The following is a 25,622-nucleotide window of genomic DNA, read 5'->3' on the forward strand; positions in this document are numbered from 1 at the left end:
CCCGGAAGGCGAAGCCTTCCGGGCCCTTTGCAATGCAAGTATGCTTGCAAGTGCGTTTTAGCGCACCTGAGCGACGTAAGCGACGTTGGTCGAGGAGACCTTGTCCTCGAGCTGGACGCTCATGCGGGGATCGCCGGCGGTAGCGACGGTCAGGTCGCCGGCCTCGACGTAGCCGAGCTCCTTAGCGGTCTCGATCGCCTTGACGATCGTGCCGTTGACGGTGCCCTGGGTAATCTCGGCCTGATGCGGGATAACGCCCCAGTACATGATCATCTGCTGGACGGCCCACTCGTGGCGGGAGAACGCGCAGATCGGCATGTTGGGACGGAAGTGCGAAATCAGGCGAGCGGTACGACCGGTGGTCGTCGGCACGGTGATGCACTTGGCGCCAACGGTGGTGGCCATGTTCACAGCGGACATACCCACAACGTTGTTAACAACGCGGGTGCCATGAGCGTCGGCCGGAACCTCGAGCGGAGCGTGAGCCGGGAGGTACTTCTCGGTCTCGAGAGCAATGCTGGCCTGCATCTTGACGGCCTCGACCGGGTACTTACCGGCAGCGGACTCGCCAGAGAGCATAACGGCGTCGGTGCCGTCGTAGATGGCGTTAGCAACGTCGGCAACCTCGGCGCGCGTCGGGCGCGGGTTCTGCTGCATGGAGTCGAGCATCTGCGTAGCGGTGATAACGGGCTTGTAGGCCGCGTTGCACTTGGCGATGATCTCCTTCTGGATGTGGGGAACGAGCTCGGGCTTGATCTCGATGCCCAGGTCGCCACGGGCGACCATGATGCCGTCGGAAGCCTCGAGAATCTCGTCGAAGTTCTCGACGCCCAGGGCGCACTCGATCTTCGGGAAGATCGTCACGTGCTCGCCGCCGTTCTCGCGGCAAAGCTTGCGGATGCCGCGGACGGACTCGCCGTCACGGATGAAGGAAGCGGCGATGTAGTCGATGTTCTCGGTCAGGCCAAAGAGGATGTCCTGACGATCGCGCTCGGTGATGGCGGGCAGCGAGATGTTGACGTTGGGCATGTTGACGCCCTTGCGCTCGCCAATCAGGCCGTCGTTCTTGACGACGCAGGTCATGTCCTGGCCGTCGACGGACTCGACCTCGAGGGCAACCAGACCATCATCGATCAGGATAAGGGAGCCCTTCTCGACCTCGGAGGGCAGAGCCAGGTAGTCGAGGGAGATGTGCTCAGAGGTGCCGTGGAAATCCTCGGACGTGGGCTGAGCGGTGACGACGATCTTATCGCCGGTCTTGACGGCAACCTTCTTGCCGTCGACCAGAAGGCCGGTGCGGACCTCGGGGCCCTTGGTGTCGAGCAGGATGCCGACGGGCAGACCGAGCTCCTTGGAAATACGACGGACGCGCTCGATGCGACCGTGGTGCTCGTCGTAGGATCCGTGCGAGAAGTTAAAACGGGCGACGTTCATGCCCGCCTTAATCATCTCGCGGATGGTCTCGTCGCTATCGCAGGCGGGACCCATGGTGCATACAATCTTGGTGCGCTTGTACATTCAGACCTCCATCTGACATCGTCTTGCGCTGATAGATAAACCATAAGAAATAAAACTGAGATGATTATAACGAAATGGCGACCGAATACCCCAAAAAATCGACCGTATGCCGAATTAGAAGTTCATTTTTTGCGAAAAAACGGTATATGAAAAATCTTTACCAACCGTTCTGACCGCTGCTATCTGGGCGATATTTCAGTTTAACGATGTGCCGAAGAAAAAACGTTTTATCAATATTGAGCATCACACGGTCTGCATCGTTGCACTCGAGCCGTGTTTCCAATTGGAATGTTTTGGCTAGACGCGCTGCTTTGGGGTACCATAGCTCCACTATCAACTGCCGCTCAGCACGGCAGCCTTGATGAGCCCTTGCCCTTCTCCTGGGAATTATGATCGGGCATCAATCTGCTGAGTGGCCCGAATCCCAGGAGGGGACTCTATATGCAAAAGGAATACCTGTCCGCCGCGGCGGAGGTGCTCAGCGACCAGGGCGTCGATGAGAACCTCGGCCTGAGCAACGACGAGGCGTCGTCGCGCCTCGCCAAGACAGGCCCTAACAAGCTCGAGGAAGCCGAGAAGACTCCGTTGTGGAAGCGCTTCTTTGAGCAGATGGCCGACCCCATGGTCATCATGCTGATCGTTGCCGCCGTCATCAGTGCACTCACGGGCATGGTCAAGGGTGAGGCGGACTTTGCCGACGTCGCCATCATCATGTTCGTCGTTATCGTCAACTCGGTGCTGGGCGTGGTTCAGGAGGCCAAGAGCGAGGAAGCTCTCGAGGCATTGCAGGAGATGAGCGCCGCGCAGTCCAAGGTGCTGCGCGACGGCAAGCTCGTGCACCTGCCGAGCGCCGAGCTCGTGCCCGGCGATGTGATCATGCTCGAGGCGGGCGACTCCGTCCCGGCCGACTGCCGCGTGCTCGAGAGCGCCACGATGAAGATCGAGGAGGCCGCCCTTACCGGCGAGTCCGTGCCCGTCGAGAAGCATGCCAACGTGATCGAGCTCGCCGCCGGCACCGACGACGTGCCGCTCGGCGACCGCAAGAACATGTGCTACATGGGTTCCACCGTGGTGTACGGTCGCGGTCGCGCTGTCGTGGTCGGTACCGGTATGAACACCGAGATGGGCAAGATTGCCGGCGCCCTGGCCGAGGCCAAGGAAGAGCTCACGCCGCTGCAGGTGAAGCTTGCCGAGCTCAGCCGCATCCTCACCATCATGGTTATCGTCATCTGCGTCGTTATCTTTGGTGTCGATATCATCCGCCACGGCGTGGGCAACGTTCTTACCGACCCGACCGCCCTGCTCGATACCTTTATGGTCGCCGTCTCGCTCGCCGTCGCTGCCATCCCCGAGGGCCTGGTCGCCGTCGTGACCATCGTGCTGTCGCTTGGTGTGACCAAGATGGCCAAGCGCCAGGCAATCATCCGCAAGCTCTCTGCCGTCGAGACCCTTGGCTGCACGCAGACCATCTGCTCCGACAAGACCGGTACCCTTACCCAAAACAAGATGACCGTCGTCAAGCACGAGCTCGCCGCGCCTAAGGAGAAGTTCCTGGCCGGCATGGCTCTGTGCTCCGATGCCCAGTGGGACGAGGAGCTGGGCGAGGCCGTGGGCGAGCCGACTGAGTGCGCGCTCGTCAACGACGCCGGCAAGGCGGGCCTCACTGGCCTGACTGCCGAGCACCCGCGCGTGGGCGAGGCCCCGTTCGACTCGGGCCGCAAGATGATGTCCGTGGTCGTCGAGACCCTGGACGGCGAGTATGAGCAGTACACCAAGGGCGCGCCCGACGTGGTGATCGGCCTGTGCACCCATATCTACGACGGCGACAGGGTCGTTCCGCTGACCGAGGAGCGTCGCGCCGAGCTCGTGGCCGCCAACAAGGCCATGGCCGACGAGGCCCTGCGCGTGCTGGCGCTGGCAAGCCGCACCTACACCGAGGTCCCGAGCGACTGCAGCCCCGCTGCGCTCGAGCACGACCTGGTCTTCTGCGGCCTGTCCGGCATGATTGACCCTGTCCGCCCCGAGGTCTCCGACGCCATCCGCGAGGCCCACGACGCCGGTATTCGCACCGTCATGATCACGGGCGACCATATCGACACCGCCGTGGCCATTGCCAAGCAGCTGGGAATCGTCACCGATCGCAGCCATGCCATTACCGGTGCCGACCTCGACCGCATGAGCGACGAGGAGCTCGACGCGCACATCGAGGACTACGGCGTGTACGCCCGCGTTCAGCCCGAGCACAAGACCCGCATCGTCGAGGCTTGGAAGTCGCGCGACCAGATCGTCGCCATGACGGGCGATGGCGTCAACGACGCCCCGTCCATCAAGCGTGCCGACATCGGCGTGGGCATGGGCATCACCGGCACCGACGTCACCAAGAACGTTGCCGACATGGTGCTTGCCGACGACAACTTCGCCACCATCATCGGTGCCTGCGAAGAGGGCCGTCGCATCTACGACAACATCCGCAAGGTCATCCAGTTCCTGCTTTCGGCCAACCTTGCCGAGGTGTTCTCGGTGTTTATCGCCACGCTCATCGGCTTTACCATCTTCCAGCCGGTGCAGCTGCTGTGGGTGAACCTGGTCACCGACTGCTTCCCCGCGCTCGCGCTGGGCATGGAGGACGCCGAGGGCGACATCATGAAGCGCAAGCCGCGCAACGCCAAGGACGGTGTCTTTGCCGGTCACATGGGCCTGGACTGCGTGGTCCAGGGTCTGATCATCACCGTGCTGGTGCTGGCGAGCTTCTTTGTGGGCGTGTACTTTGACATGGGCTACATCCACATCGCCGATATGATCGCCGGTAATGCCGACGAGGAAGGCGTGATGATGGCGTTCATCACGCTCAACATGGTCGAGATTTTCCACTGCTTCAATATGCGCAGCCGTCGTGCGTCGCTGTTCACCATGAAGAAGCAGAACAAGTGGCTGTGGGCTTCTGCCGCGCTGGCACTGGTGCTGACGGTGATCGTGACCGTGCAGCCGACGCTTGCCGAGATGTTCTTTAGCCCCGTGACGCTTGAGCTCAAGGGCGTTCTTGCCGCGCTGGGCCTGGCCTTCCTGATCATCCCGCTGATGGAGATCTACAAGGCGATCATGCGCGCGGTGGAGAAAGAGTAGCGCACTCGTCCTGGCCCGCCCCACGCCCTTTCTCCCTCACTGGTCCTCGCGCTTCGCGCTGTGGAATCGTTCGGGAGAAAGGGCTTCCGGGGCGGGCCCTGCGGTATCCTTGCTGGCTTTTCTCCCGCGCGGATGATAAAGGGCTGAGGGAAAGTTTGTGAGCTGGTCGGGCTTTGCCCGGCCAGCTCTTTTTGATTTAAAATACCTGCTCAGTTGTGATTTGTGGTGCTGGGAGGCGCTTGTGGGCAAGGCTAAGGCTAAAGCGAAGAAAAAGACGACGGGGGCGCGGGCTAAGCGCGATCGTCGTCGGAAGCTTGCGACCGAGGCTCCCGCGTCTGCCGAGGAGTTGCTGGCAAGCGTGCCGGGACTTGACGCGCTGCAGGATGTCTCGGCGTTTGATGACCTGCCGGTCGATGGGGCTCAGCAGGCGGCATTTGACGACTTTTGCGCACATGCTGAGGAGCCCGAGCAGATGCGGCTGGGTGCCGTGGTGCGCTTGGATCGCGGGTTTCCGCTGGTGGTGACTGCCGACGATACCTTCCGCGCCGAGCACGCAGTGGGGTTTGCCAAGTCGCGCGGCGAGGACGAGGTCCTGCTGCCTGCCGTGGGCGACCGTGTGGCGGTGCGCCGCGCTCCCGGGCACGATATGGGCGTGATTGAGTGCGTGCTGCCGCGCCGTACGAGCTTTGAGCGTTGGCGCGGCCGTGCCCGCGGAGAGCGTCAGGTGCTCTGCTCCAACGTGGATAGCGTGCTAATCGTGCAGGCGCTCGGTGCCGGCGAGGTACTGCTCGACCGCGTGGCGCGCTCGCTGGTGTTGGCGCTCGACTGCGATGCCGAGCCGGTGGTGGTACTCACCAAAGCTGACCGCTGCGATGCCGAGGAGCTCGAGCGCGATCTGGACCGCGTGCGCCGCCTGGTGGGTCCGAACGTGTGCGTAATCGTGACGTCCTCTGCCGAGGGCCGCGGCCTGGACGAGGTCCGTGCCTGCGTGCCCGCTGGGAGCTGCGCCATGATCCTGGGTGAGTCGGGTGCCGGCAAATCGACGCTGCTCAATGCACTGCTGGGCCACGATACGTTGGCGACCGGCGGTGTGCGTGAGCGCGATGACCAGGGTCGCCACACCACGGTCGCGCGCGTGATGGTGGCGCTGCCGGGCGACGCCGGCGTGATCGCCGATGCCCCGGGCCTGCGCAGCCTACCGCTCGTGGGTCACGAGCGGGGTCTGGCGCGCGCTTTCCCCGAGATTGTCGAGGCATCGCATGCGTGCCGGTTTGGCGATTGCACGCATACCCATGAGCCGGGCTGCGCCGTTCGCGAGGCCGAGGACGCCGGGCAGATCGACAGCCTGCGTTTGGAAACGTTCCAAAACCTGGCGTCATCCATGCGCGTGAGCGCTCAAATGCTCGATCCCGATGTTCATCTGTAATTGATTTTTCCTATGACAGCCGTCTCCCAACTGTTCGGGAGACGGCTTTTTTCCTGCGGAAAAGCCTCGAAACATGCAGTTTGTTGACGTGCTGACCAAAACCTTGCCACGAGCTTGACGGGCTGGTCAGCTTTTGGTCAGCGATTGGTTTGACATCGAAAACCAAGATCGCGATTGCGCCGCTTTGCACTCTGACCGCCCAGACAATGGTGGTACGGGCATTCGCCCGGCACTGCCATGAGAGGAGCGGCCGTGAACAAGAGCAAGCGCATCGCCATCAGTCTGGTCGCGGGCGTGCTCGCTGCTCTGCTCTGCATGGTTTACGGCTCGTCGATCCGCTCGCAAGCCGAACAGGTCCAGGCTGAGACCTTGGCCAAGTACGGTGGCGATCGCGTCGAGGTATGCGTCGCGGCGCGCGATATCGATGTGGGCGAGACCCTCGATGAGACCAATGTCATAACCCAGGAATGGCTGACAAGTCTGCTGCCGCGTGACGCGGCGACCGAGCTGCGCCAGGTGCGCGGCGACGTGACGACTTCGCGTATTCCCAAAAACGCCGTGATCTGCAATGTCTACACCAAGGCCGAGAGCCACAAGCTCGAGGTGCCTAAGGGCAAGGTCGCCGTTTCGGTGGCGGTCGATGCCGAGCACTCGGTCGGCGGTGCTACGGGCGTGGGCAGCTACGTGGATGTGTATGTGCAAAAAGACGGCGTAACCGATCGGTTGTGCGGCGCGTACGTGATCGATACCAGTGAGGATTCCGGTGCCACGCGCGAGGGCAAGATCGAATGGGTGACGCTGGCGGCTGACCCCGAAGACGTCAAGGAACTGCTGGGGGCATCGGGCAAGGGAACGGTCAGCTTGACGATTCCCGCCACGGCGCGCGGCAAAAAGAGCGGAGGCGACGAGTGATGAAGGCGATCTGGCTTGCGTGCTGCGCGTGCGGCGATTACGGGCTGTTGCAGCGGGAAGTCGAGGGCCGTGACGCGGGTGCACAGGTGCTTCGCGTGGGTGACCTGGACGGGCTGGTTTCCATGGCGCGGGCGTTTCCGTCGCGTCGCGGAGCTGCCATCATCGCGGCGTCTCTGTTTGATACCGAAGATGTGCGCAAGACTGTTGCGCGCCTGACGGCCGAAGGCCGCGTGAGTCGCGTGGTCGTCTTGATAGAAGCGCTCGATCCGTCGGATATCGAGGGGTTGTTTCGCGCGGGGGCGACCGAGGTCATCGCTGCGCACAGTATATGCGGCAACGGGCGCGCGGGCGAGGGAGCGGTTGATTCCGATCGGCGCATGACGATTGAGCCCGATGCTTTTGTTGATAGGGAACCCGGGGCGCCTCGCGCTACAAGAGGCCCGCGTGTTGATGATTGTGGAAAAGCGGAAGCCGAGCATGGTCGGCGCCCCCGGAACCCCCTTGTATGCGATGACGCTGGAGGGCCGGCGCAGCATGCTGGCGACTCCCCGGCTGTAGATATGGGATACGTGCACGGCGTGAATCTGGCGGATGAACTCGACGAAGTTGAGGGCCTTGCCGGGTGCGGCGAGTTGTCGCTGATGCAGCATGAGCAGATTGCGCAGAACGAGCCTGCCTCGCAGACCGAACAAGCAGCCATGCCGGCTTGGACGCAGCACGTGGTTGCGGCGGGGGAGACGGGGACGCTGTCACCGACGCCCGCCCCGCCGCCTCCGATGCCGCCGGCAGACGCTACCGCTCCGCCGCATCGAGCTCCAGTCATCTGCGCTATTTCGGGTTCGGGCGGTTGCGGCAAGTCGACGATCGTTGCCACCATGGCACACACATCGTCGCTGTTGGGCTTGCGTGCCGCCGTGCTCGACCTGGACCTGATGTTTGGAAACCTTTACGACTTGTTAGGCGTCGATGCTCCGCGCGATATGGCGGCACTTATCGAGCCGTCGGCGGCGGGCATGCTCACCGAGCCGGATATCGTAGCCGCTTCGATGCGCGTGGCGCCGGGCGTTACGCTCTGGGGTCCCGTCGCGGCGCCCGAGCAAGCCGAGCTCATGGCACGTCCGGTGGAGCTACTGCTTGATGTTCTGCGTCGCGAATCCGACGTGGTCTTTATCGATACCTCGGTCTTTTGGGGCGACGCCGTGGCGGCTGCGGTGGCGGCGAGCGACCGTTGCCTGGTCGTTGGCGATGCGGCGGTGTCGTCCGCGGCATCGGCATCGCGCGTCATTGAACTGGCAGGTCGAGTAGGTGTGCCGCGCACGCGCATGAGCGCCGTGTTCAACCGGTTCGGTGCGCGCGGGGCAGACGAGGACGTCGCCATGCGCTTTGAGATTGCCTGTGCGTTAAGCTCCAAGATTCGTATCGCCGATGGCGGGCAGGATCTCGCCGCGCTCATGGCGTTTGGGCGCGCTGACGAGGCAGTGGGGCAGACCAGCGCTTTTGCGACTAGCGTGCGCGAGGCCACGCGCGAGATGCTCGTGGAACTGGGGTGCGCCGCCGGCCCTTGGAGCGATATGGTCGCCGACCGTGCAACGCGCACCGAACGCCCGCGTATCCGCCTTCCCTGGTCGCGCGAGGGTGATCAGCGATGAGCCTGCAAACGAGGATTAAGGCTGCCGGCGCTGCGGCGGCGGCAGCGCCTGTAGATGTGGGGCGTCGCCGCGCCGTGAAACGACGCACCAAGCGCGCCGTGATGGACCGCATGGGTTACGACGAAGTGGCGCGTATCAGCGCCTATATCGACCCGGCACTTGCCCGCTCGGAATTGCGTCCTGCGGTGGAGGCGGCGCTCAATGTTGAGGAGCCGACCGATCTCGCGACGCCCGAGCGCGAGACCATCATCGACGAGATTTTGGATGACGTGGTGGGCTTGGGGCCGTTGCAGCCGCTCATCGAGGACGACACCGTTACCGAGATCATGATCAACGGCTGCCGCTCGGCTTTCTTTGAACGCGGCGGCGTCTTGTACCCCATCGAGCATGCGTTTGAGGATGATGAGCAGATCCGTGTGCTTATCGACCGCATTATCTCGCCACTTGGCCGCCGTATCGACGAGCGCAGCCCCATCGTCAACGCCCGCCTCAAAACGGGCTATCGCGTCAACGCGGTGATTCCGCCTGTGGCGATTGACGGACCGATTCTCACCATCCGAAAGTTCTCGGACCGTATCTGCTCGCTGGACGAGCTCGTGGGGTTGGGATCGCTGCCGCTTTGGTATGCGCAGCTGCTGTCGTGTGCGGTGTCGCTGCGACAGGACCTGGCGGTTGCGGGAGGCACGGGATCTGGTAAGACCACCCTGCTCAACGCGTTGTCATGTGAGATTTCCACCGGCGAGCGCATCGTGACGATCGAGGACTCTGCCGAGCTCAAGTTTGCGCATCATCCGCACGTGGTGCGCCTAGAGGCGCGCGAGGCTTCAATTGAAGGCGAGGGCGCGGTGACGATCCGCGACCTGGTGACTAATGCCCTGCGCATGCGCCCCGACCGCATCGTGGTGGGCGAGGTGCGCGGTGCCGAGTGCTGCGACATGTTGCAGGCCATGAACACGGGCCACGACGGGTCGCTCACCACGCTTCATGCGGGTTCAGAACAGGAGACCGTGGTGCGTCTGACGTTGCTTGCACGTTATGGCATCGATCTGCCGAGCGAGCTCATCGAGGAGCAGATTGCCATGGCACTCGACGGTATCGTGATGTCCGAGCGCCACGCCGATGGCAGGCGCTTCGTCTCCTCGTATTCGGGGGTGCGACGCGCCGCATCGGGCGGCGTAGAGCTCGAGCGCTATGTGACGTTCGATGCCGCCGAGCGCACCTGGACGCTTGACCGCGAGCCGCCGTTTATCGCAGAAGGCCTGCGGTCGGGGACGCTCACACAAGAGGAGGTGGACGAATGGAGATCACTGTGCCCCTCGTCGTAGGGGGCTTGGCAGGGCTTTCTGTCGCGACGGCGTGCGGGGCGGAACCTCGTGTGCCGCAGGTACCGCCGGCGGAGCTGGCACGTCAGGCGCTCGAGACGGTGGCAGAGAAGCTGCCGCGTGAGCTGGTGGAAAACGATCTGCTGAAAAAGATCGCCCGTTCGTGGGCATCGCTGGCTCCGGCGCATCGCCTTGGCCTCGTGATCGAAGATGCTTCGGGACGTTTGGCGTTTCTGCTGCTATCGAGCGGTGTCTGCTGCGTTTTACTAACGATGGTGTCGTTATCGCCCCTCGGATTTGCCTTGGGACTTGTTGCTCCGTTTGCCGTTGGTGCCGCTCGGGATGGCTTTGAGAGCCGGCGCGAGCAACACGATGCAGAAGAGGCAATGCCCGAGGCGTTTACCGCACTTTCCATGTCGCTTGCCTCGGGACATTCGCTGGCCCAGGGCATGCGCTTTGTGGGCGCTCATGCGCAAGAGCCAGTGCATACCGAGTTTTTGCGGGTGGCGGCGGCGATCGATTGCGGCATCTCGGCGACCGACGCGCTCGATGACTTGCTCGTGCGTATCGACGCCCCCGGTCTTTCGCTTGTGACCTTGGCGCTTAAGGTGTCTCAGCGCACCGGCGCTCCGCTTGCCGACTTACTGTCCGAGGCGTCGAGCATGGTGGGGGAGCGCATTGAGCTCAAGCGCCGCCTGGATGTTAAGACGTCGCAGGCTCGCATGTCTGCGCATATGGTCGCGGCGATGCCGGCGGGCATGTGCGCGGTGTTGGCGCTGCTTTCGGCAGATTTTCGTCGCGGTCTTGCGACGCCTGCCGGCGCGGGCGCTGTGGTGCTGGGTCTTGCCCTCAACGCCGTTGCCCTGGTGGTTATCCGGCGCATTATGCGGGTGGAGCTATGAGCGCCCCGGTTGCAGTTGCGGCTTGCCTGTGCGCCCTGAGTGTATTTGTCGCGACGGGTTTGGATCGGGCGGATGCACGCAAGATCGCAGGGGCCTGCAAGCGCGAGGCGGTGCTGGTCGCTGCCGCGGGTCGCTCGGTGGTCGATGCTCTGACCGCGCGAGTGAAGGGCGCGGTTGGAGCGGGCGGCCCGGCGCGAGTGTCGCTCGGCGAAGTGTCCGAGATGATCGATGTTGTGCGCTTGGGTCTTTCGGCCGGTCTTTCGTTTGATGCGGCGCTTGAGATTTTCTGCGCCAACCGCCGGTCAGTGCTGGCTCTTCGCCTTGAGCGCGCCTGCATGGCGTGGCAGGTGGGCGTGGGCACGCGTGAGGACGAGTTGTTGGCCGCCGCGCGCGACCTGGACGTGCGAGCGCTCGAGACCTTTGCCATCACGGTGGGGCAGGCGCTCGCCCTGGGTGCCCCACTTGCCGAGACGCTGGCCGCTCAAAGTCGCGAGATCCGTGCGGCTCATCGCGCCGCGGTCGAGCGCGAGATCGAGCGTGCACCCGTCAAGCTGCTGATTCCCACCGGCACGCTCATCTTGCCGGCGTTGCTTCTGTCCATATTGGGCCCGCTGCTGGGAGCAGGCGGGATGATGTAGGGAGGAATACATGAACACGATGACTGACGCTGCTGGCAAGGTCCAGGGCTGGGCGTTTTGCCGGGCGGCACATGTTCGTCAGCGCGCCAAGGAACTATTGCAGGAGGAGAGTGCACAGGGTACCACCGAGTATGCCATCTTGGTCGGCGTGCTCGTGGTGATCGCGATTATCGCCATCGTCGCATTTAAGGGCAAGGTCCAAGATCTATGGAACGCTATCAGCGAGGGCATCAACAGCCTGTAGAGGGCGAGCGCCCCATCGGGGTGCTGCTGGTGTTTGCTTGCCTGACCGTGGCGATAGCGGCGGTGCTTTGGGGGCTTAACGCCGCGCGGCAGCAGCGTCCTGGGATCGCCTCCGATTTGGGCTCAGATTCGGCGGTGGCGTCTCAAAAAGATGAGATGCGAGATGCGGACGATTCGGATGTCGCTGTCACGGCGCAAACCTTTCTGCGGACGCTCGACAAGCGGTCTGGCACTGCGACGGATTCGCCTGAGGGCAACGCGATTGCGGTCCGGCTTGCATGGTCCGAGGACCGACCGATGACCGAAGCGGCGGCGGATATGCTGCGTGCCTATCGCGAGGTACCCACGGCGCAACTTGCTCTGAGCGGCTATCTCGACATCAAGGGAAACGTGTGGGGCGCCATCGTGCGCGACGAACGCGGCTGGGTCGATATGGTGACAATTGCCGCGGATGCTGGCGATGCTTCGTGTCGTCTGCGCGCCGTGCGCCTGAGCCCGCAGGCAACGGACTCAAAGGAGGGATCGTGAAATGCATGATGTCCTGCGTGAGGAATCTGCCCAGGCGACGGTCGAATACGCCATCGTCACGGTGGCGCTGTTATCGATCGTGCTGGCGATCGCGGGACTTTGGCGTGCCGGCACCGATGGGCGCTTGGCGGCGCTGGTTGAGCGGGCGGCATCCCATGGCGTTGCCTCGACGTCGGTTATCGACGCCGCTGCGGCCGCTAAGGACATCGCGTTGTATTGATGCCGCGCGCGAGGACCGGGCGCAGTCTACGGTCGAGGCCGCTTTTTTGCTGCCGACGTTTCTGACACTCATCCTTCTCGCGCTGCAACCGGTGTGCCTGCTCTATACGCGCGCGGTCATGGAGTCTGCCGCCGCCGAGACCGCGCGGCTCATGACCACGACGACGGCGGAGGACGACGATCTTAAGGAGTTCACCCGCCGCCGACTTGCCGCAGTGCCCAACGTTTCGATCTTTCATGCCGGCGGGCCGTTGTCGTGGGATATCGAGCTTGGCCGGGCCGGTGCGGGTGGCGTCTCGTCCGTGTCCGTTTCCGGCGAGGTCAAGCCGTTGCCTGTGATCGGTGCGTTTGCGCAGGCTATGGGTGGTACCGCCGAGGGCGGCTACGTTGAGCTCAAGGTCGATGTCTCGTATCAATCGCGTCCCGAATGGCTGGAGGGAGATTATGATTCGTGGATTGCTGCATGGGATTAGGCGCTGCCTGTTGCGGGTGACGCAAGGGTTTGCGGCCCGCCGTCGACCAGGCGCTCTCCGCAAACGAGGCGGCTTTATGGGTCGAGCCGGTGTCGATCTGTTTATCGAAGACGGCGCCTATACCACGCTTTCTTCTGCCGTGGTCATCCTAGTGGTGCTCACATTGTTGTTTTCGTCGACCGCGGCGATATGGAGCATGTCGCGTGCCGGGGATACTCAGGTGGCGGCTGATAGTGGCGCGCTGGCGGGTGCCAACGTAGTGTCGTCCTATCACACGGCTGCCACGGTGGTTGATGCGAGCATCTTGAGTCTGGGGCTGGCGGGGTTTGCCACGATCGGGACGGGCCTGGTCGCCATCCTCATCCCGGGTGCCGAGCCGGTTGCCGGCAATATGGTCGACACCGGGATTGAGATCATTAAAACGCGCAACAAGTTTGCCAAAAGCGCATCGGAAGGCTTACAGAAAATCGAGACGGCTCTGCCGTATCTGATCGCCGCGCGTGCCACGCAGGCGGTGTCGGCGCAGGATACCGATAGTGTGACCTATACCGGTACGGCGCTTGCCGTGCCCAGGACATCCGAGTCTGACTTCGCTGCGCTCGAGGGGTCCGAGATCTCGACCGATGCCATTAAAGACACATCAGATGATTTAGAGTGTGCGGCCGAGGAGCTGCGGAAGGCTTCTGAGGACACGGCGAAGGCTAAAGAGCGTGCTTGGCTGGCGGATTGTGGTGGGTCTGACAAGGGCTCGGTCGGCAGCTGTTCTTGCATGTGGGAGCGTGCGAAAAGCCTAACGGATCTCTCCGGTGTTCAAAATCCGCATTACTCATCGAGCGTTACGTGGGAGCCTCAAGTTGCCCTTGATCGCGCGAAGGACTACTACCATTGGCGTCTGACAAATGAGAAGCCCCAAGGCTCGAGTGTCGAGATGAAGGCCGAGTCTGCGGCGCGTAAGGCGTTTTATACCTATGCGAGCGCGGAGGTCGATCGGGCATATATAACCGAGAACGGAGACAGGGTTTCCTCCTATATTCCGCTGCTGCCGCGCAACTCTGATGAGGTTCGGGCGACCGAGCTCTACACCGATGCAGTGTGGCCGACTAGCGTGAACGATGGCAAGGCGTATCTGCATTACGGAACGACCTGCCCTAACTATAAGAAAGGAACGCCGAGCGGATTTGCTTCGGTTGCCGATTACGATGGACAGGATAAATGCAGCAAATGCCATTTTGGCGTTTCGTCGCTTGGTGCTGTTGCGGCGCCTTCAACCTCTATCGAAAACGGCTTCGAGTATCACTTTGACAAGTTTAAAGACGCCCTGGAGGACTACGTCGACTGTCGCAACAAGGAGCTTGAGCTCGAGCGTCAGACCGAGGACGAAGCTGACCGTGCGGGCAATGCGTTCGATACCGCCATCAAAGAACTTTCCGGTGAGCGCCCGCGCATCGCCCCGCCCGGTCGCAACGGCGTGGTCGCCTTTGCGGTCTCGGGCGGTGTCACGAGTCCCGACGAGCTCAACTCTTCGTTTAACACGGCAGTCAGGCTTGGCGATCGCGGTGCCATCTCTGCCGCGGTGCTGGCGCCCGATGAGGCGACGGCGCAAAACAACGTGCTTTCGCGATTTTTCTCGACATTGAAGGAACGCTCGGGTGGCGTTGCCGGCGTACTCGATGGCGTCATGGATGTCTGGGGACGGCTGCTTGTGGGATACGGAGACATCCAAGGTTCGGCCGACGAACTTATGGACGAGATGATTAAAGGCCTAGGAGGGGGCAGCGGCGCGTTGGGCTCCATCGCATCGTGGCTCGGCGATACCGTTTCGGCGTCCGTGGCGGCGCTGGGTTTGGAACCGTGCGACTTGCGCCTGCGAAAGCCGGTGCTGACTGATTCCGCCAACGTCATTAAGAGCCCGGGGTCTGACATTGCTGGTCTCTCTCAAGCGCAAGACAAACTGCGAAGTATTCCGTTGGGCGTGACCGATCCCAAGGCGCTTTGCGAGGCGTTGGAATATCAAGTCGAACGCACCATCAGCGGTACGGTGTTCACGCTTGCGGAGATTCCTCTGCCCGGCGGCGGCTCCATCCCGCTCACCGTCGATGTCGCCACGCTGGTTGGCGCTCTGGGCGGTGGGTCGTAATGAGTATCCGCATGCGTCTGCGCGAGGAGCGCGCCCAAGCGACGGTGGAGATAGCAGTGGTTACGCCCGTTTTGCTGGTGCTGGCACTCATCGTATACAACGTCATGATCTATGCCAGCGCTGTCGCGCGCTTCGACCGCGTGGTGCCCGACATCGTGTTGGCGCACGCCGTGGCGCCGAGCGGGGAGGGCGACGAAAGCTCTGTCGATGCCTCGGCGACGGTCCGGACTCAAATTCTGAATGCCATGGAAGGCTATGACTTGCAGATCGAAGTGTCGAGCGAGCAAGGCGCGGAGGCATCGGATGGTGGCCTGCTCTCCCTATCCGGTACGTTTAGGACCTACACCTGCACCATGCACTATGAGCCGTGGCCGACTTCTCTCAGCATCGCTGGCGTTCCGCTGGGGGCGCCGACAACGTTGTCGCACGAGCGCGCGGTGACGGTCGATCCATGGCGTCCGGGGGTGGTCATGTGACCGCGGTCTCGTCCTACATCGCCTACGCGCGGGCACTCAATAGGCTGGGCTGGACGCCGGCCGAGTTTGCGGTGGCGGAGTCGTTTGCCGTGCGCCTGCGCGGCATGCTGGGACGGTGTCCGGTTGCCGCCAACGGTCTGCCGCTCGTCATGGCATTTCCACGCTGCTCTTCGGTCCATACGTGTTTTATGGCCTATCCCATCGATATCGCCTTTATCGATGCACGTGGCTATGTCCTCGTATGCTACGAAAACGTACGTCCCTGGCGTATGTGCTCCTGCCCCGGCGCCTGGGCCGTACTAGAGCGTCCTTCAATCATTGTTTCGACCCCTGCTCTCCAACGCGTGCCGGCTTAAGAATTGGCGACAGTGGACTTTCGTCATACGAAATTGGGTAAGATGGAGGAGAAGATGCATGGATGTTGAGATCCATCCCAACGCTAAAAAGCACCTGACGGAAAAGCAGGTGCTTAGCGCTTGGCTTGCGGTTACTGAGTGCATTCGTCGCGAGCCGAAGGACGAGCCGCCGAGATGGCTTGCAATTGGATGGCTCTCAGACGGACGAAGCGTGGAGCTTGTCGCGGTCGAGCTTGTCCGTGGGTGGCTTATCATTCATGCCTTGTCTCCAGTCCAGAAGAAATTTTGGCAGGAGATTGAACAGGCTCGGCAAAGGGGTCGATGATGGGCAAGACGTATACGGCCACTAATGGTCAGGTTGTAACGGATGAAATGATTGACGCGTGGTGCGAGTCGTACGAGCGCGGAGAGTTTCCGGATGGCGAACACACCGTTGGTGGGATCGTGCATGGACGGCCCCCGCTCTCAGGTGAGGGGACGGCAACGCTGTCGGTCAAGATTCCTCTGGGAATGAAGGAGGCCATTCGTCGACGGGCGGCTGCCGAGGGGATGACGCCAAGTGAGTTTGCCCGTGCGGCTCTGAGTGAAAAACTTCTTGCTGCCGGCTGATGCCTCTGACGTGCCGATTTATAGAACCGAGGCTGTGCTCAAAAACTTTTTTAAAATTCTCGGTTGACCGGAACGCGTCCTTGGTTATACTAATCAAGCCTTGAAACAAGGCACACCTCAAATGGCTGGGTAGCTCAGTTGGTAGAGCAGAGGACTGAAAATCCTCGTGTCAGGGGTTCGATTCCCTTCCCCGCCACCTTGAATTGACTAGGACCTCTGAAAAGGGGTCCTTTTCTTTTATGTAGCCCTCGCACGGAATCGAACCCCGTGAGGGCGCGGAGCTGAGTAAACGCGTAAGCGTTTGCCAGCGCAGCTCGCAAGGCGCGTAAGCGCCGCAGCGGTCCGTCCGCGCAGCGCGCGGACGCGATTCCTTTCCCGCCACCTTGAATTGACTAGGACCTCTGCAAAGGGGTCCTTTTCTTTTATGTAGGGTTCTGCGGAAACTGCGTCCCAGAATAAGGGCTCAGAACGGGACACACTTTCCGGTGCCTGCCTCCGGCGCGCGTACACACCTCGTCGCACCATTCCGAGTCCGTCTGCTCCCAGACATTCCTCCCACTTTCGCGTCACTTTGCAGACCGTTCGGTCGCCTGTCCGCACACGCGGGTATACTCAAAACGATACTTATCCTACGCAATACGATGCGGGTTCGACCTGCATGATCCGAAGGGGGCAGTGATGGAGAGGATACTCGGCGTTAATCTCTCTGGCTGGTTTATTCCCGAGCCTTGGGTGACCCCGTCGCTGTACGCGGCGACCGGTGCATCCAACGCGGCTGAGCTACAGGAGGCCATGGGTACCGCCGCCTATAACGAGCGCATGCGCCGCCATTACGAGACGTTTGTGAGCGAGGACGATTTTCGCCGCATGGCGCAGATCGGTCTCAATGCCGTGCGTCTGCCGGTGCCCTGGTATGCCTTTGGCTCACAGGAGTCCGATGCCTCCTACATCTCGGTTGTCGATTACATCGACCGCGCGATTGAGTGGGCTGCCAAGTACAACATTCGCGTGCTGCTTGATCTGGCGACTGTGCCCGGTGGCCAGGGCGATTCCAACGATTCGCCCGCCACGCCGGAGGCTGTTGCCGAGTGGCATTCGTCCACTAACGGCCGCCATGTCGCGCTCGACGTGCTCGAGCGCTTGGCCGAGCGTTACGGCGAGGCCGAGAGCCTGCTGGGCATTGAGCTGCTGGATACGCCGCAGATGAGTGTCCGCAAGAGTCTCTTTGCCATGACGGATGGCATTCCGGCTCACTACTTGCGCAATTTCTATCGCGATGCCTACGAGCTCGTCCGTTCGTATATGCCCGAGGATAAGATCGTCGTCTTTTCGTCTTCGGGGCATCCCAGCGAGTGGAAGCATTTTATGCGCGGCGCCAAGTACAAGAACGTCTACATGGACCTTCACCTGTACCATTACCGCGACGAGTATGCGCTCGATATCACGAGCCCCCGCGGGCTGGCGACGGCGATTTCGCGTAACAAGCGCGAGCTTAAAGAAGCGATTTCGACTGGGTTCCCCGTGCTGGTGGGCGAATGGTCGGGTGCGGCGATCTTTGCCAACTCGTCGGTTACGCCCGAAGGCCGCAATGCCTACGAGCGCGTGTTTATCGCCAACCAGCTGGCTTCGTTTGCGCCGGCTGCCGGTTGGTTCTTCCAAACGTGGAAGACCGAGAAGCGCATTGCAGCATGGGACGCCCGCGCGGCGCTCGGTACGCTCGAGCGCGGCATGATTGAATAGGTTGATATGACGCAAAACAGCGCCCATACGGGCAAACTCTATGTGGTCGGCACGCCCATCGGCAACCTGGGCGACCTGTCCCCGCGCATCGGCGAGGCCTTTGCCACTGCCGATGTCATCTGCTGCGAAGACACGCGTGTGACGTCAAAGCTGCTGATGCACCTGGGCATTTCCAAGCCGCTTGTCCGTTGCGACGAGAATGTGATCGCCAGCCGCGCCGCCGGCCTGGTCGACCGCCTGCTGGCGGGGGAGACCCTCGCCTTTGCCTCGGACGCCGGCATGCCGAGCGTGTCCGATCCCGGCCAGGCGCTGGTCGAGGCGGCGCGTGAGGCCGATGTGCCCGTCGAAGTTATTCCCGGGCCTTCTGCTTGCGTCACGGCGCTCGTTTCGTCCGGCATTCCCTGCGAGCATTTTTTCTTCGAGGGCTTTTTGGGCCGAAAGCACGGCGACCGCGTGCGCCGTTTACAGCGCCTTGCCGTGGTGCCCGGCGCGCTCATCTTCTACGAGTCTCCACATCGCATCGTGGCGACGCTCGAGGCCGTGGCGGAGGTCTTTCCCCAGCGTGAGGTTGCCGTCTGCCGCGAACTCACCAAGCTGCACGAGGAGGTCTTGCGCGGGCCCGCTGCCCAGCTTGCCGAGGAGCTGTGTGCTCGCGGCGAGGTAAAGGGCGAGATTGCGCTGGTCATCGCGCCGCCGAGCGAGGACGAAGAGGCCGGTATCGCGCCGGTTGGCGCCGCGGCAGCGGATCCCGACGAGGCCCTGCGCGAGGATATCCGCGCCGCGCTCGAGGAGGGGGAGCCCGCGTCTGCGGTGGCCAAGCGCCTGTCTCAGAAGTATTCGCGCCGCAAGCGCGATGTCTATGCCATGGTGCTCGATATGCAATAGATGGAGGATATCCAGCCCTTGCGCTAGAATCATCCTCTGTATGCAACGTTTTTCTGGAGGACAAACCCCATGGATCAAAGCAAGCCTTCGTTCTTTATCACGACGCCCATCTACTACGTCAACGCCGATCCGCACCTGGGCACGGCTTATTCCACCATCATCGCCGACGTTCAGGCTCGCTATCGCCGTTCCGCCGGCTATAACGTCAAGTTCCTGACCGGCATGGACGAGCACGGCGAGAAGGTCGCCGAGGCCGCAGCCAAGCACAACATGACGCCGCAGGAGTGGACCGACAGCCAGGCTCCGCACTTCAAGGAGCTTTGGAGCAAGCTCGAGATTTCCAACGACGACTTCATCCGCACCACCGAGCCGCGCCAGCATCATGCCGTGCAGTACCTGTGGGAGCGCATGAAGGAGTCCGGCTACCTGTATAAGGGCAGCTATGACGGCTGGTACTGCGTGCCCGACGAGACCTACTTCACCGATACACAGGTCCAGAAGGGCGACGAGGAGTACGGCAGCGTCGGCCAGCACCTGTGCCCCGACTGCCACCGTCCGCTTGAGCGCGTCCAGGAGGAGTCCTACTTCTTTAAGCTTTCCGCCTTCCAGGACAAGCTTCTCAAGCTCTATGACGAGCATCCCGACTTTGTCGAGCCTGCGTTCCGCATGAACGAGGTTCGCAGCTTTGTCGAGGGTGGCCTTAACGACCTTTCCGTGAGCCGTACGAGCTTTGACTGGGGCATTCAGGTCCCGTTTGACGAGGGTCACGTGACCTACGTGTGGTTCGATGCGCTGCTCAACTATATGACGGCCGTCGGCTACGGTGTCGACACCGACGAGGCGCGTGCCGAGCTGGCCTATCGCTGGCCCGCGCAGTTCCACATCGTGGGTAAGGACATCATCCGCTTCCACTGCGTCATTTGGCCCGCCATGCTCATGGCCATCGGCGAGGCCCTGCCCGAGCACGTCTTTGCCCACGGCTTCCTGACCGTGCGCAATGCCGAGACCGGCAAGGCCGAGAAGATGTCCAAGAGCCGCGGCAACGCCATCGCTCCGCAGGACGTTATCGACATGCTGGGCGTCGAGGGCTATCGCTACTACTTTATGACCGACGTGGTGCCCGGCACCGACGGCGCCATTAGCTTTGAGCGTATGGAGCAGGTCTACAACGCCGACCTGGCCAACAGCTGGGGCAACCTCATCTCTCGTTCGCTCAACATGAGCGGCAAGTACTTTGACGGCTGCGCCCCTGCCAAGCCGGCCTCTGCCGACGCGTTCGACAACCCGCTGGCCAAGATTGCCGACGGCCTGGTCGAGCGCTATATGGCCAAGATGGACGTACTCGATTACGGCGGAGCCAAGGACGAGGTCATGGAGCTCATCCACGCCGCCAACCACTACATCGAGGACTCCGAGCCTTGGGCACTTGCCAAGGACGAGGCCAAGGCTGACGAGCTGGCGTTTGTGATCTACAACCTGCTCGAGGCCATCCGCATTGCCGCTCACCTGCTGATGCCGCTCATGCCCCAGACTTCTGCCGAGGCTCTGCGCCGCCTGTCCTGCGAGGACGAGGCCGCGAGCGACGACCTCAAGGGCATTTGCGCTTGGGGCCTGCTTGCTGGTGGTCAGCCCGTCGAGAAGGGCGATCCGCTGTTCCCGCGTCTGGCGTAGAGACCGCGCGAGCGCCATATCGGCAATTTGCTGTTTAGCTGTAAGGGCATGGCCGCCACGGTCCATGCCCTTTTGTTTCAAGACGCCGCCATCATGCTAAGGAGGCAACCATGACAACTTCGCCTTTGGCAAACCCCACGGCCACCAGGGAGCTGCTAGAGGAGTTTGGCCTTGCGACTAAGCATCGCCTGGGCCAAAACTTCCTGATCGACAACCATGTGATCGAACGTATCTGTGAGCTCGCTGAGCTTGCGGGCGATGAGCGCGTGCTCGAGGTCGGCCCGGGTTGCGGCACACTGACGTTGGCCCTGCTGCAGGAGGCGGCGTGCGTTACGTCGATTGAGGCAGATCCCGAGCTTGAGCCGGTGCTTGACGCCCACGCCGCCGACTATGCCAACTTCCGCTTTATCATGGGCGATGCGCTCAAGGTGACGCCGGAGCAGATTGAGCAGGCCGCCGGTAGTGAACCCACGGTGTTTGTCGCGAATCTGCCCTATAACGTGGCGGCGACGATCATCCTTCAGTTCTTCCAGACGATGCCCGCGCTTAAGCGCGCTGTCGTCATGGTTCAAAAGGAGGTTGCCGATCGCATTGCCGCAACGCCCGGTAACAAGACCTATGGCGGCTACACGGCAAAACTCGGCCTGTACGCGCAGGTGACGGGTCGCTTTGAGGTGCCGCCGCGTTGCTTTATGCCGGCGCCGCACGTGGACTCGGCCGTCGTGCGTATCGACCGTGTTGACGGCGTGGTGCCCGAGGGGCTCGATCGCGAATTTGTTGCCCGCGTGATTGATGCTGCATTTGCTCAGCGTCGCAAGACCATCCGCAATTCCATGAGCGCCAACGGCTTTGCCAAGGACGTGCTCGATGCTGCCTTTGAGGCTTGCGGTATTGCACCCACCACGCGCGCCGAGACGCTTGATGTTGCTGACTTTGTCCGTCTGGCCCAGGAGCTAATCCATGATGCCTAATGCCGAACGTGTGACGTTTACCAAGAAAAAGAAGACGGTTGCTTGTCCCGTGCCCTTGGCGCCGCTTGCCGACACGCATGCACATCTGCTTTCGTTCTGGGGCAAGGATGTGCCTGAGACGCTCGTGCGTGCCAAGGCGGCGGGCGTCGACCTGTTGGTGACGATGTTCGACCCCATCGCTGATAAACGCAGCGTGACGGACTATAGCGACTGGCTGACGCGCGAAATTCTGCCGATGCAGGATATCCCGCAGATCAAGTATCTTGCCGGCGTGCATCCGTATGGCGCACCGGACTATACCGACGACGTTCACGCACAGGTCGTTGCCGCGCTCGATGATCCCTTATGCGCCGGTATTGGCGAAATCGGCCTGGACTACCACATGGACTATGACGACGATATCGCGCCGGCACCCCATAACGTGCAGATTGACTGCATGGCGCGTCAGCTCGAGCTTGCCGTGTGCCGTAACGTGCCGGTGGAGCTGCATCTGCGCCACGAGGACACGGACCATGAGCGCACCTCGCACGTGGACGCCTACAACGTGCTTCGTGAGGTGGGCGTGCCCCAGGCCGGTTGTGTGCTGCACTGCTTTGGCGAGGACCGCGCCACGATGGAGCGCTTTGCGGAGCTGGGCTGCTATATCGCCTATGGTGGTGCGGCTACCTTTAAGCGCAACGACGACGTGCGCGAGGCATTCGCGGCAACCCCACTCGATCGAATTTTGTTCGAGACGGATTGCCCGTATATGGCTCCGGAGCCCATCCGCGGTCTTGAATGCGAGCCCGCAATGATCTCCATTACGGCAAACGCGCTGGTCAACGACCGTGTCGATCGTACCGGCGAGGATGCTGAGGCAATCGCGCGAGCAGCTTGGGAAAATGCCTGCAAACTTTTTCAAAAATAGTTCTTGCGTTCGCGATGGCGCTCCGTTATTCTAATTCCTGCACGCGGGCGTGGCGGAATTGGCAGACGCGTACGGTTCAGGTCCGTATGGGGGCAACCCCATGAAGGTTCAAGTCCTTTCGCCCGCACCATTGAATGAAAGAGCTCCCAGCAATGGGAGCTTTTTTGTTATGGGCCGTTTTGGCAGATTTGACATATCGATTTCGCGCGGTAGATGCCCCTGTGGTCAAAAAGTGGCAAATATGAGTACTGACATGAAAATAGAGACATTTCATGAAGCCATTTTTGCTCATTTTACGCAACAGATGTACGCTAATTTGGCTCAACCTTGAGACAAAATGAAGTAATTTCGATAGACCTCGGGTTCAACGAGGCGATTTTGACCCAAATACGCTGTTACTAAACCGGTAACAGTACTCATATTTGGCCTTTTTTGACCACGGGTCCTCTTGTTGGTGTCACATAGCTGCTTCGTGCGGGTATCCTAATGCCAACGTGTGCCTATCAGAGGAGAGACCATGCTGTTTTCCGGTATCATCGCCGCCCTTACCAGCCTTTTGATTCCCATCATCATCCTGTTGCTGCTGCTTCCCAGCGCCTGCTATGTCGTTGAACAACAGCATGCCGTGATCATCGAGCGTCTGGGCAAGTTTAACCGCATCGTCAACGCGGGCTTCCACATGAAGGTGCCCGTGATCGACCGCAAGGCTGCCACGGTGAGTCTGCGCACCATGAAAAACGGTTTTGGCATCGACGTTAAGACCCAGGACAACGTGACCATCGGCCTTGAGGTCTCTGCTCAGTACCACGTGAGCTATGACATGGGCGCCGGCCCGGCAGATTCGGGTATCTACAAGAGCTACTACATGTTGCAGGAGCCCGTCGACCAGATGCGTGACTTCATCACCGACGCCCTGCGCTCTTCGATTCCCGTTTACACGCTCGATGAGGTCTTTGCCAAGAAGGATGACATCGCCAAGGATGTCAACGCTACCGTTTCCGAGCAGATGGCCGCCTACGGCTTCACCCTCGTGTCGACGCTCATCACCAAAATCGCACTGCCGACCGAGGTTGAGAACTCCATGAACGACATCAACGCCGCCCAGCGCAAGCGCGCTGCGGCGCAGGAGCTCGCTGAGGCAGACCGCATCAAGCGCGTCACCGAGGCGACCGCCGAGGCCGAGGCTATGGAAAAGGCGGGCGAGGGCATTGCCAACCAGCGCAAGGCCATCGCGCTGGGTATCAAAGATTCGCTCGAGATCATCCAGGAGACGGGTGTCGGCAATGACGAGGCCAACCAACTGTTCATGTTTACGCAGTGGTCCGAGATGATGACGGAGTTCGCTCGCACGGGTAAAACCTCGACGGTCGTGCTGCCGAGCGACTTCTCGCAGTCGGCCTCAATGTTCGAACAGATGCTGACCGCCGGCAAAGTTCAAAACGATTCGAAGGAGTAGACGCGCGTGAAATACACCGTCGTTTGCGTCGGTAAGCTCAAGGAGCGCTTTTGGAAGGACGCATGCGCTGAGTACACCAAGCGCCTGGGTGCCTATGCCAAGGTCGATATCCGCGAGGTGGCCGATATCGACCCGGCTAAGGCGGGCGGTGTGGATGCCGCACGTGACAAGGAGGGGGCGGCGATTCTTGCTGCCTTGCCGTCTCGAGCGCATGTGATCCTGCTGGCTATCGAGGGCAAGGAGCGTTCGAGTGAGGAGCTCTCGGCGAGGCTCGACGATCTTATGCTGCGAGGCAGCAGCGACATTGCCTTTGTAATCGGCGGTTCGGACGGCGTGAGTGATGAGGTACGCGCCCGCGCCGACGAGATGCTCAGCTTTGGACGCATTACCTTGCCGCATAACCTGGCGCGCGTGGTGCTGCTGGAGCAGGTTTACCGTGCCTGCAAGATCAGCCGTGGCGAGCCGTATCACAAATAGGTCGGCAATACGAAACAATGCCGTGGGACAATAGCTTTCGTTTTGAAGAGCATGTCTGAGAGGACTATGAGATATGAAGATTGGATTTGTCGGTTTTGGCAATATGGCGAGCGCTATGGCCGATGGCTGGATCGCCGCCGGTGTGGCTGCGAGCGATATGTGCGCCTGCGCGGGCCACTACGACGCCTTGGTCGAGCGTTGTAAGGCGCGTGGGATGGTTGCCTGTCGTGATACGGCGGAGGTTGTCGCTGCATCCGATATCGTGGTCGCTGCGGTCAAACCGTACATGATCGAGAAGGTATTCGCCCCGCTCAAGGATGCTCTTGCCAAAAAGGTCGTTCTGTCGGTTGCCTGGACCTGGGACAGTGCCAAGTGGGAGCAGGTCCTGCCGGGCGTCGCGCATATCTCGACGGTGCCCAACACACCGGTTTCGGTGGGCGAGGGCGTCATCGCTTGCGAGAAGGCTTCCACGCTTAGTGATGAGCAGAGCGCAGTGGTGCTTGATCTGCTTGGCAAGCTCGGTGCGGTGGTCGAACTCGATACGAGCCTGCTGTTTGTGGGCGGCACGGTGGGTGGTTGCGCTCCGGCATTTGTCGCCATGGCAATCGAGGCCCTGGGCGATGCAGCGGTCAAGCACGGTATCCCGCGTGCCGATGCCTATCGCATTGTGAGCCAGATGGTGTTGGGTACGGCAAAGCTGCAGCTTGCAACTGGCCAGCATCCTGCGGCGATGAAGGATGCCGTATGCTCGCCCGGCGGTGCCACCATCAAGGGCGTCATCGCGCTCGAGGATGCCGGCATGCGCAGCGCCCTGGTCAAGGCCATCGACGCAACTCTCCAGTAAAACCTGCCATTTAGGGACGGGTTTATTTTGGCAGGTTTTTCCTGCGGTTTTGTCGTATATGCGAAAAGCGCCCCGCAACCGGATCGTTACCGGTTGCGGGGCGCTTGCGTTTGCCCAGATAAAACCGACCAAAATAAACC

25 protein-coding genes and 2 tRNA genes are annotated in these 25,622 nt (G+C 61.5%); 26 read left to right on the plus strand and 1 reads right to left on the minus strand.

Annotation, left to right across the window (positions count from 1 at the left end; translation table 11 throughout):
- Nucleotides 1–57: 57 nt before the first annotated feature.
- The gene (gene pyk, locus I2D57_RS08270) at nucleotides 58–1,518 is read right to left on the minus strand and encodes a pyruvate kinase (RefSeq protein ID WP_195362136.1); all 1,461 of its coding nucleotides are present in this window, start codon (nucleotides 1,516–1,518) and stop codon (nucleotides 58–60) included.
- A gap of 441 nt (nucleotides 1,519–1,959) precedes the next feature.
- Here pyk and I2D57_RS08275 point away from each other — a divergent pair, with 441 nt between their 5' ends.
- The 26 genes from I2D57_RS08275 to proC all read left to right on the plus strand — a co-directional run bounded on the left by I2D57_RS08275 (nucleotide 1,960) and on the right by proC (nucleotide 25,482).
- A complete protein-coding gene (locus I2D57_RS08275) occupies nucleotides 1,960–4,641 on the plus strand; it encodes a cation-translocating P-type ATPase (RefSeq protein WP_195362137.1) in 2,682 nt (893 codons plus the stop codon).
- 472 nt (nucleotides 4,642–5,113) lie between these two features.
- Nucleotides 5,114–6,067, plus strand: coding sequence for a ribosome small subunit-dependent GTPase A (gene rsgA / locus I2D57_RS08280; protein WP_195362151.1), 954 nt, complete (start codon nucleotides 5,114–5,116; stop codon nucleotides 6,065–6,067).
- Nucleotides 6,068–6,319: 252 nt separating this feature from the next.
- Entirely contained in the window at nucleotides 6,320–6,979 is a 660-nt protein-coding gene (gene cpaB, locus I2D57_RS08285) for a Flp pilus assembly protein CpaB (RefSeq protein WP_022094089.1), read from the plus strand.
- Nucleotides 6,979–8,628, plus strand: a complete 1,650-nt coding sequence (locus I2D57_RS08290) for a nucleotide-binding protein (protein ID WP_195362138.1) — start codon at nucleotides 6,979–6,981, stop codon at nucleotides 8,626–8,628. The genes cpaB and I2D57_RS08290 overlap by 1 nt, the downstream gene beginning before the upstream one ends.
- Nucleotides 8,625–9,953, plus strand: coding sequence for a CpaF family protein (locus tag I2D57_RS08295; RefSeq protein WP_117634305.1), 1,329 nt, complete (start codon nucleotides 8,625–8,627; stop codon nucleotides 9,951–9,953). Before I2D57_RS08290 ends, I2D57_RS08295 begins: the two co-directional genes overlap by 4 nt.
- Nucleotides 9,926–10,852, plus strand: a complete 927-nt coding sequence (locus I2D57_RS08300) for a type II secretion system F family protein (RefSeq protein WP_117563706.1) — start codon at nucleotides 9,926–9,928, stop codon at nucleotides 10,850–10,852. The genes I2D57_RS08295 and I2D57_RS08300 overlap by 28 nt, the downstream gene beginning before the upstream one ends.
- Complete coding sequence (locus tag I2D57_RS08305) at nucleotides 10,849–11,490, plus strand: type II secretion system F family protein (RefSeq protein WP_055250542.1); 642 nt, start codon at nucleotides 10,849–10,851, stop codon at nucleotides 11,488–11,490. Before I2D57_RS08300 ends, I2D57_RS08305 begins: the two co-directional genes overlap by 4 nt.
- Before the next feature lie 10 nt (nucleotides 11,491–11,500).
- On the plus strand, nucleotides 11,501–11,734 hold the full coding sequence (locus tag I2D57_RS08310) for a hypothetical protein (RefSeq protein WP_089572694.1): 234 nt from the start codon (nucleotides 11,501–11,503) through the stop codon (nucleotides 11,732–11,734).
- A complete protein-coding gene (locus I2D57_RS08315) occupies nucleotides 11,698–12,261 on the plus strand; it encodes a hypothetical protein (RefSeq protein ID WP_195362139.1) in 564 nt (187 codons plus the stop codon). Before I2D57_RS08310 ends, I2D57_RS08315 begins: the two co-directional genes overlap by 37 nt.
- A 1-nt stretch (nucleotide 12,262) precedes the next feature.
- Nucleotides 12,263–12,481 (plus strand): hypothetical protein, encoded by a 219-nt coding sequence (locus I2D57_RS08320; protein WP_117563704.1) that lies wholly within the window; start codon nucleotides 12,263–12,265, stop codon nucleotides 12,479–12,481.
- A complete protein-coding gene (locus I2D57_RS08325) occupies nucleotides 12,417–12,953 on the plus strand; it encodes a TadE/TadG family type IV pilus assembly protein (protein ID WP_117563703.1) in 537 nt (178 codons plus the stop codon). Before I2D57_RS08320 ends, I2D57_RS08325 begins: the two co-directional genes overlap by 65 nt.
- Before the next feature lie 76 nt (nucleotides 12,954–13,029).
- Nucleotides 13,030–15,090, plus strand: a complete 2,061-nt coding sequence (locus I2D57_RS08330) for a hypothetical protein (RefSeq protein WP_195362140.1) — start codon at nucleotides 13,030–13,032, stop codon at nucleotides 15,088–15,090.
- Entirely contained in the window at nucleotides 15,090–15,566 is a 477-nt protein-coding gene (locus I2D57_RS08335; RefSeq protein WP_117563701.1) for a TadE/TadG family type IV pilus assembly protein, read from the plus strand. The genes I2D57_RS08330 and I2D57_RS08335 overlap by 1 nt, the downstream gene beginning before the upstream one ends.
- Nucleotides 15,563–15,922, plus strand: a complete 360-nt coding sequence (locus tag I2D57_RS08340; RefSeq protein ID WP_226790440.1) for a DUF192 domain-containing protein — start codon at nucleotides 15,563–15,565, stop codon at nucleotides 15,920–15,922. The genes I2D57_RS08335 and I2D57_RS08340 overlap by 4 nt, the downstream gene beginning before the upstream one ends.
- Before the next feature lie 58 nt (nucleotides 15,923–15,980).
- Nucleotides 15,981–16,247, plus strand: a complete 267-nt coding sequence (locus I2D57_RS08345; RefSeq protein WP_195362141.1) for a hypothetical protein — start codon at nucleotides 15,981–15,983, stop codon at nucleotides 16,245–16,247.
- Nucleotides 16,247–16,531: an ATP-binding protein gene (locus I2D57_RS08350; RefSeq protein ID WP_195362142.1), complete on the plus strand. Its 285-nt coding sequence runs from the start codon at nucleotides 16,247–16,249 to the stop codon at nucleotides 16,529–16,531. Before I2D57_RS08345 ends, I2D57_RS08350 begins: the two co-directional genes overlap by 1 nt.
- Nucleotides 16,532–16,654: 123 nt before the next feature.
- A tRNA-Phe gene (locus tag I2D57_RS08355) sits at nucleotides 16,655–16,727 on the plus strand.
- Nucleotides 16,728–17,209: 482 nt separating this feature from the next.
- Entirely contained in the window at nucleotides 17,210–18,271 is a 1,062-nt protein-coding gene (locus I2D57_RS08360; RefSeq protein WP_195362143.1) for a glycoside hydrolase family 5 protein, read from the plus strand.
- Nucleotides 18,272–18,277: 6 nt separating this feature from the next.
- Nucleotides 18,278–19,156 carry a 16S rRNA (cytidine(1402)-2'-O)-methyltransferase gene (gene rsmI / locus I2D57_RS08365; RefSeq protein WP_195362144.1) on the plus strand — a complete coding sequence of 293 codons (879 nt, stop codon included), beginning with the start codon at nucleotides 18,278–18,280 and terminating at the stop codon, nucleotides 19,154–19,156.
- A 69-nt stretch (nucleotides 19,157–19,225) separates the two neighbouring features.
- Complete coding sequence (gene metG / locus I2D57_RS08370; protein ID WP_195362145.1) at nucleotides 19,226–20,827, plus strand: methionine--tRNA ligase; 1,602 nt, start codon at nucleotides 19,226–19,228, stop codon at nucleotides 20,825–20,827.
- 110 nt (nucleotides 20,828–20,937) lie between these two features.
- On the plus strand, nucleotides 20,938–21,798 hold the full coding sequence (gene rsmA, locus I2D57_RS08375; protein ID WP_195362146.1) for a 16S rRNA (adenine(1518)-N(6)/adenine(1519)-N(6))-dimethyltransferase RsmA: 861 nt from the start codon (nucleotides 20,938–20,940) through the stop codon (nucleotides 21,796–21,798).
- Nucleotides 21,788–22,705: a TatD family hydrolase gene (locus I2D57_RS08380; RefSeq protein ID WP_195362147.1), complete on the plus strand. Its 918-nt coding sequence runs from the start codon at nucleotides 21,788–21,790 to the stop codon at nucleotides 22,703–22,705. Before rsmA ends, I2D57_RS08380 begins: the two co-directional genes overlap by 11 nt.
- Before the next feature lie 43 nt (nucleotides 22,706–22,748).
- Nucleotides 22,749–22,835: transfer RNA gene (locus I2D57_RS08385), tRNA-Leu, on the plus strand.
- Nucleotides 22,836–23,222: 387 nt separating this feature from the next.
- Nucleotides 23,223–24,161, plus strand: a complete 939-nt coding sequence (locus tag I2D57_RS08390; RefSeq protein WP_195362148.1) for an SPFH domain-containing protein — start codon at nucleotides 23,223–23,225, stop codon at nucleotides 24,159–24,161.
- Between the two features lie 6 nt (nucleotides 24,162–24,167).
- Nucleotides 24,168–24,638 carry a 23S rRNA (pseudouridine(1915)-N(3))-methyltransferase RlmH gene (gene rlmH / locus I2D57_RS08395; RefSeq protein ID WP_195362149.1) on the plus strand — a complete coding sequence of 157 codons (471 nt, stop codon included), beginning with the start codon at nucleotides 24,168–24,170 and terminating at the stop codon, nucleotides 24,636–24,638.
- A gap of 73 nt (nucleotides 24,639–24,711) precedes the next feature.
- Nucleotides 24,712–25,482 (plus strand): pyrroline-5-carboxylate reductase, encoded by a 771-nt coding sequence (proC, locus tag I2D57_RS08400; RefSeq protein ID WP_195362150.1) that lies wholly within the window; start codon nucleotides 24,712–24,714, stop codon nucleotides 25,480–25,482.
- Nucleotides 25,483–25,622 lie beyond the last annotated feature (140 nt).

The organism is Collinsella aerofaciens (genome assembly GCF_015553355.1).
Taxonomy (GTDB): Bacteria; Actinomycetota; Coriobacteriia; order Coriobacteriales; family Coriobacteriaceae; genus Collinsella; species Collinsella aerofaciens_V.

What these genes read in the sequence shown, in the direction of transcription:
- I2D57_RS08330 (WP_195362140.1), top strand. Translation starts at nt 13,030, where the DNA reads ATGGGTCGAGCCGGTGTCGATCTGTTTATCGAAGACGGCGCCTATACC.
- I2D57_RS08335 (WP_117563701.1), top strand. Translation starts at nt 15,090, where the DNA reads ATGAGTATCCGCATGCGTCTGCGCGAGGAGCGCGCCCAAGCGACGGTG.
- I2D57_RS08360 (WP_195362143.1), top strand. Translation starts at nt 17,210, where the DNA reads ATGGAGAGGATACTCGGCGTTAATCTCTCTGGCTGGTTTATTCCCGAG.
- I2D57_RS08290 (WP_195362138.1), top strand. Translation starts at nt 6,979, where the DNA reads ATGAAGGCGATCTGGCTTGCGTGCTGCGCGTGCGGCGATTACGGGCTG.
- I2D57_RS08325 (WP_117563703.1), top strand. Translation starts at nt 12,417, where the DNA reads ATGGCGTTGCCTCGACGTCGGTTATCGACGCCGCTGCGGCCGCTAAGG.
- I2D57_RS08310 (WP_089572694.1), top strand. Translation starts at nt 11,501, where the DNA reads ATGAACACGATGACTGACGCTGCTGGCAAGGTCCAGGGCTGGGCGTTT.
- I2D57_RS08390 (WP_195362148.1), top strand. Translation starts at nt 23,223, where the DNA reads ATGCTGTTTTCCGGTATCATCGCCGCCCTTACCAGCCTTTTGATTCCC.
- I2D57_RS08380 (WP_195362147.1), top strand. Translation starts at nt 21,788, where the DNA reads ATGATGCCTAATGCCGAACGTGTGACGTTTACCAAGAAAAAGAAGACG.
- I2D57_RS08295 (WP_117634305.1), top strand. Translation starts at nt 8,625, where the DNA reads ATGAGCCTGCAAACGAGGATTAAGGCTGCCGGCGCTGCGGCGGCGGCA.
- I2D57_RS08315 (WP_195362139.1), top strand. Translation starts at nt 11,698, where the DNA reads ATGGAACGCTATCAGCGAGGGCATCAACAGCCTGTAGAGGGCGAGCGC.
- metG (WP_195362145.1), top strand. Translation starts at nt 19,226, where the DNA reads ATGGATCAAAGCAAGCCTTCGTTCTTTATCACGACGCCCATCTACTAC.
- I2D57_RS08275 (WP_195362137.1), top strand. Translation starts at nt 1,960, where the DNA reads ATGCAAAAGGAATACCTGTCCGCCGCGGCGGAGGTGCTCAGCGACCAG.
- rsgA (WP_195362151.1), top strand. Translation starts at nt 5,114, where the DNA reads ATGCGGCTGGGTGCCGTGGTGCGCTTGGATCGCGGGTTTCCGCTGGTG.
- pyk (WP_195362136.1), bottom strand. Translation starts at nt 1,518, where the DNA reads ATGTACAAGCGCACCAAGATTGTATGCACCATGGGTCCCGCCTGCGAT.
- rsmA (WP_195362146.1), top strand. Translation starts at nt 20,938, where the DNA reads ATGACAACTTCGCCTTTGGCAAACCCCACGGCCACCAGGGAGCTGCTA.
- I2D57_RS08320 (WP_117563704.1), top strand. Translation starts at nt 12,263, where the DNA reads ATGCATGATGTCCTGCGTGAGGAATCTGCCCAGGCGACGGTCGAATAC.
- I2D57_RS08345 (WP_195362141.1), top strand. Translation starts at nt 15,981, where the DNA reads ATGGATGTTGAGATCCATCCCAACGCTAAAAAGCACCTGACGGAAAAG.
- I2D57_RS08300 (WP_117563706.1), top strand. Translation starts at nt 9,926, where the DNA reads ATGGAGATCACTGTGCCCCTCGTCGTAGGGGGCTTGGCAGGGCTTTCT.
- rsmI (WP_195362144.1), top strand. Translation starts at nt 18,278, where the DNA reads ATGACGCAAAACAGCGCCCATACGGGCAAACTCTATGTGGTCGGCACG.
- I2D57_RS08305 (WP_055250542.1), top strand. Translation starts at nt 10,849, where the DNA reads ATGAGCGCCCCGGTTGCAGTTGCGGCTTGCCTGTGCGCCCTGAGTGTA.
- I2D57_RS08350 (WP_195362142.1), top strand. Translation starts at nt 16,247, where the DNA reads ATGGGCAAGACGTATACGGCCACTAATGGTCAGGTTGTAACGGATGAA.
- proC (WP_195362150.1), top strand. Translation starts at nt 24,712, where the DNA reads ATGAAGATTGGATTTGTCGGTTTTGGCAATATGGCGAGCGCTATGGCC.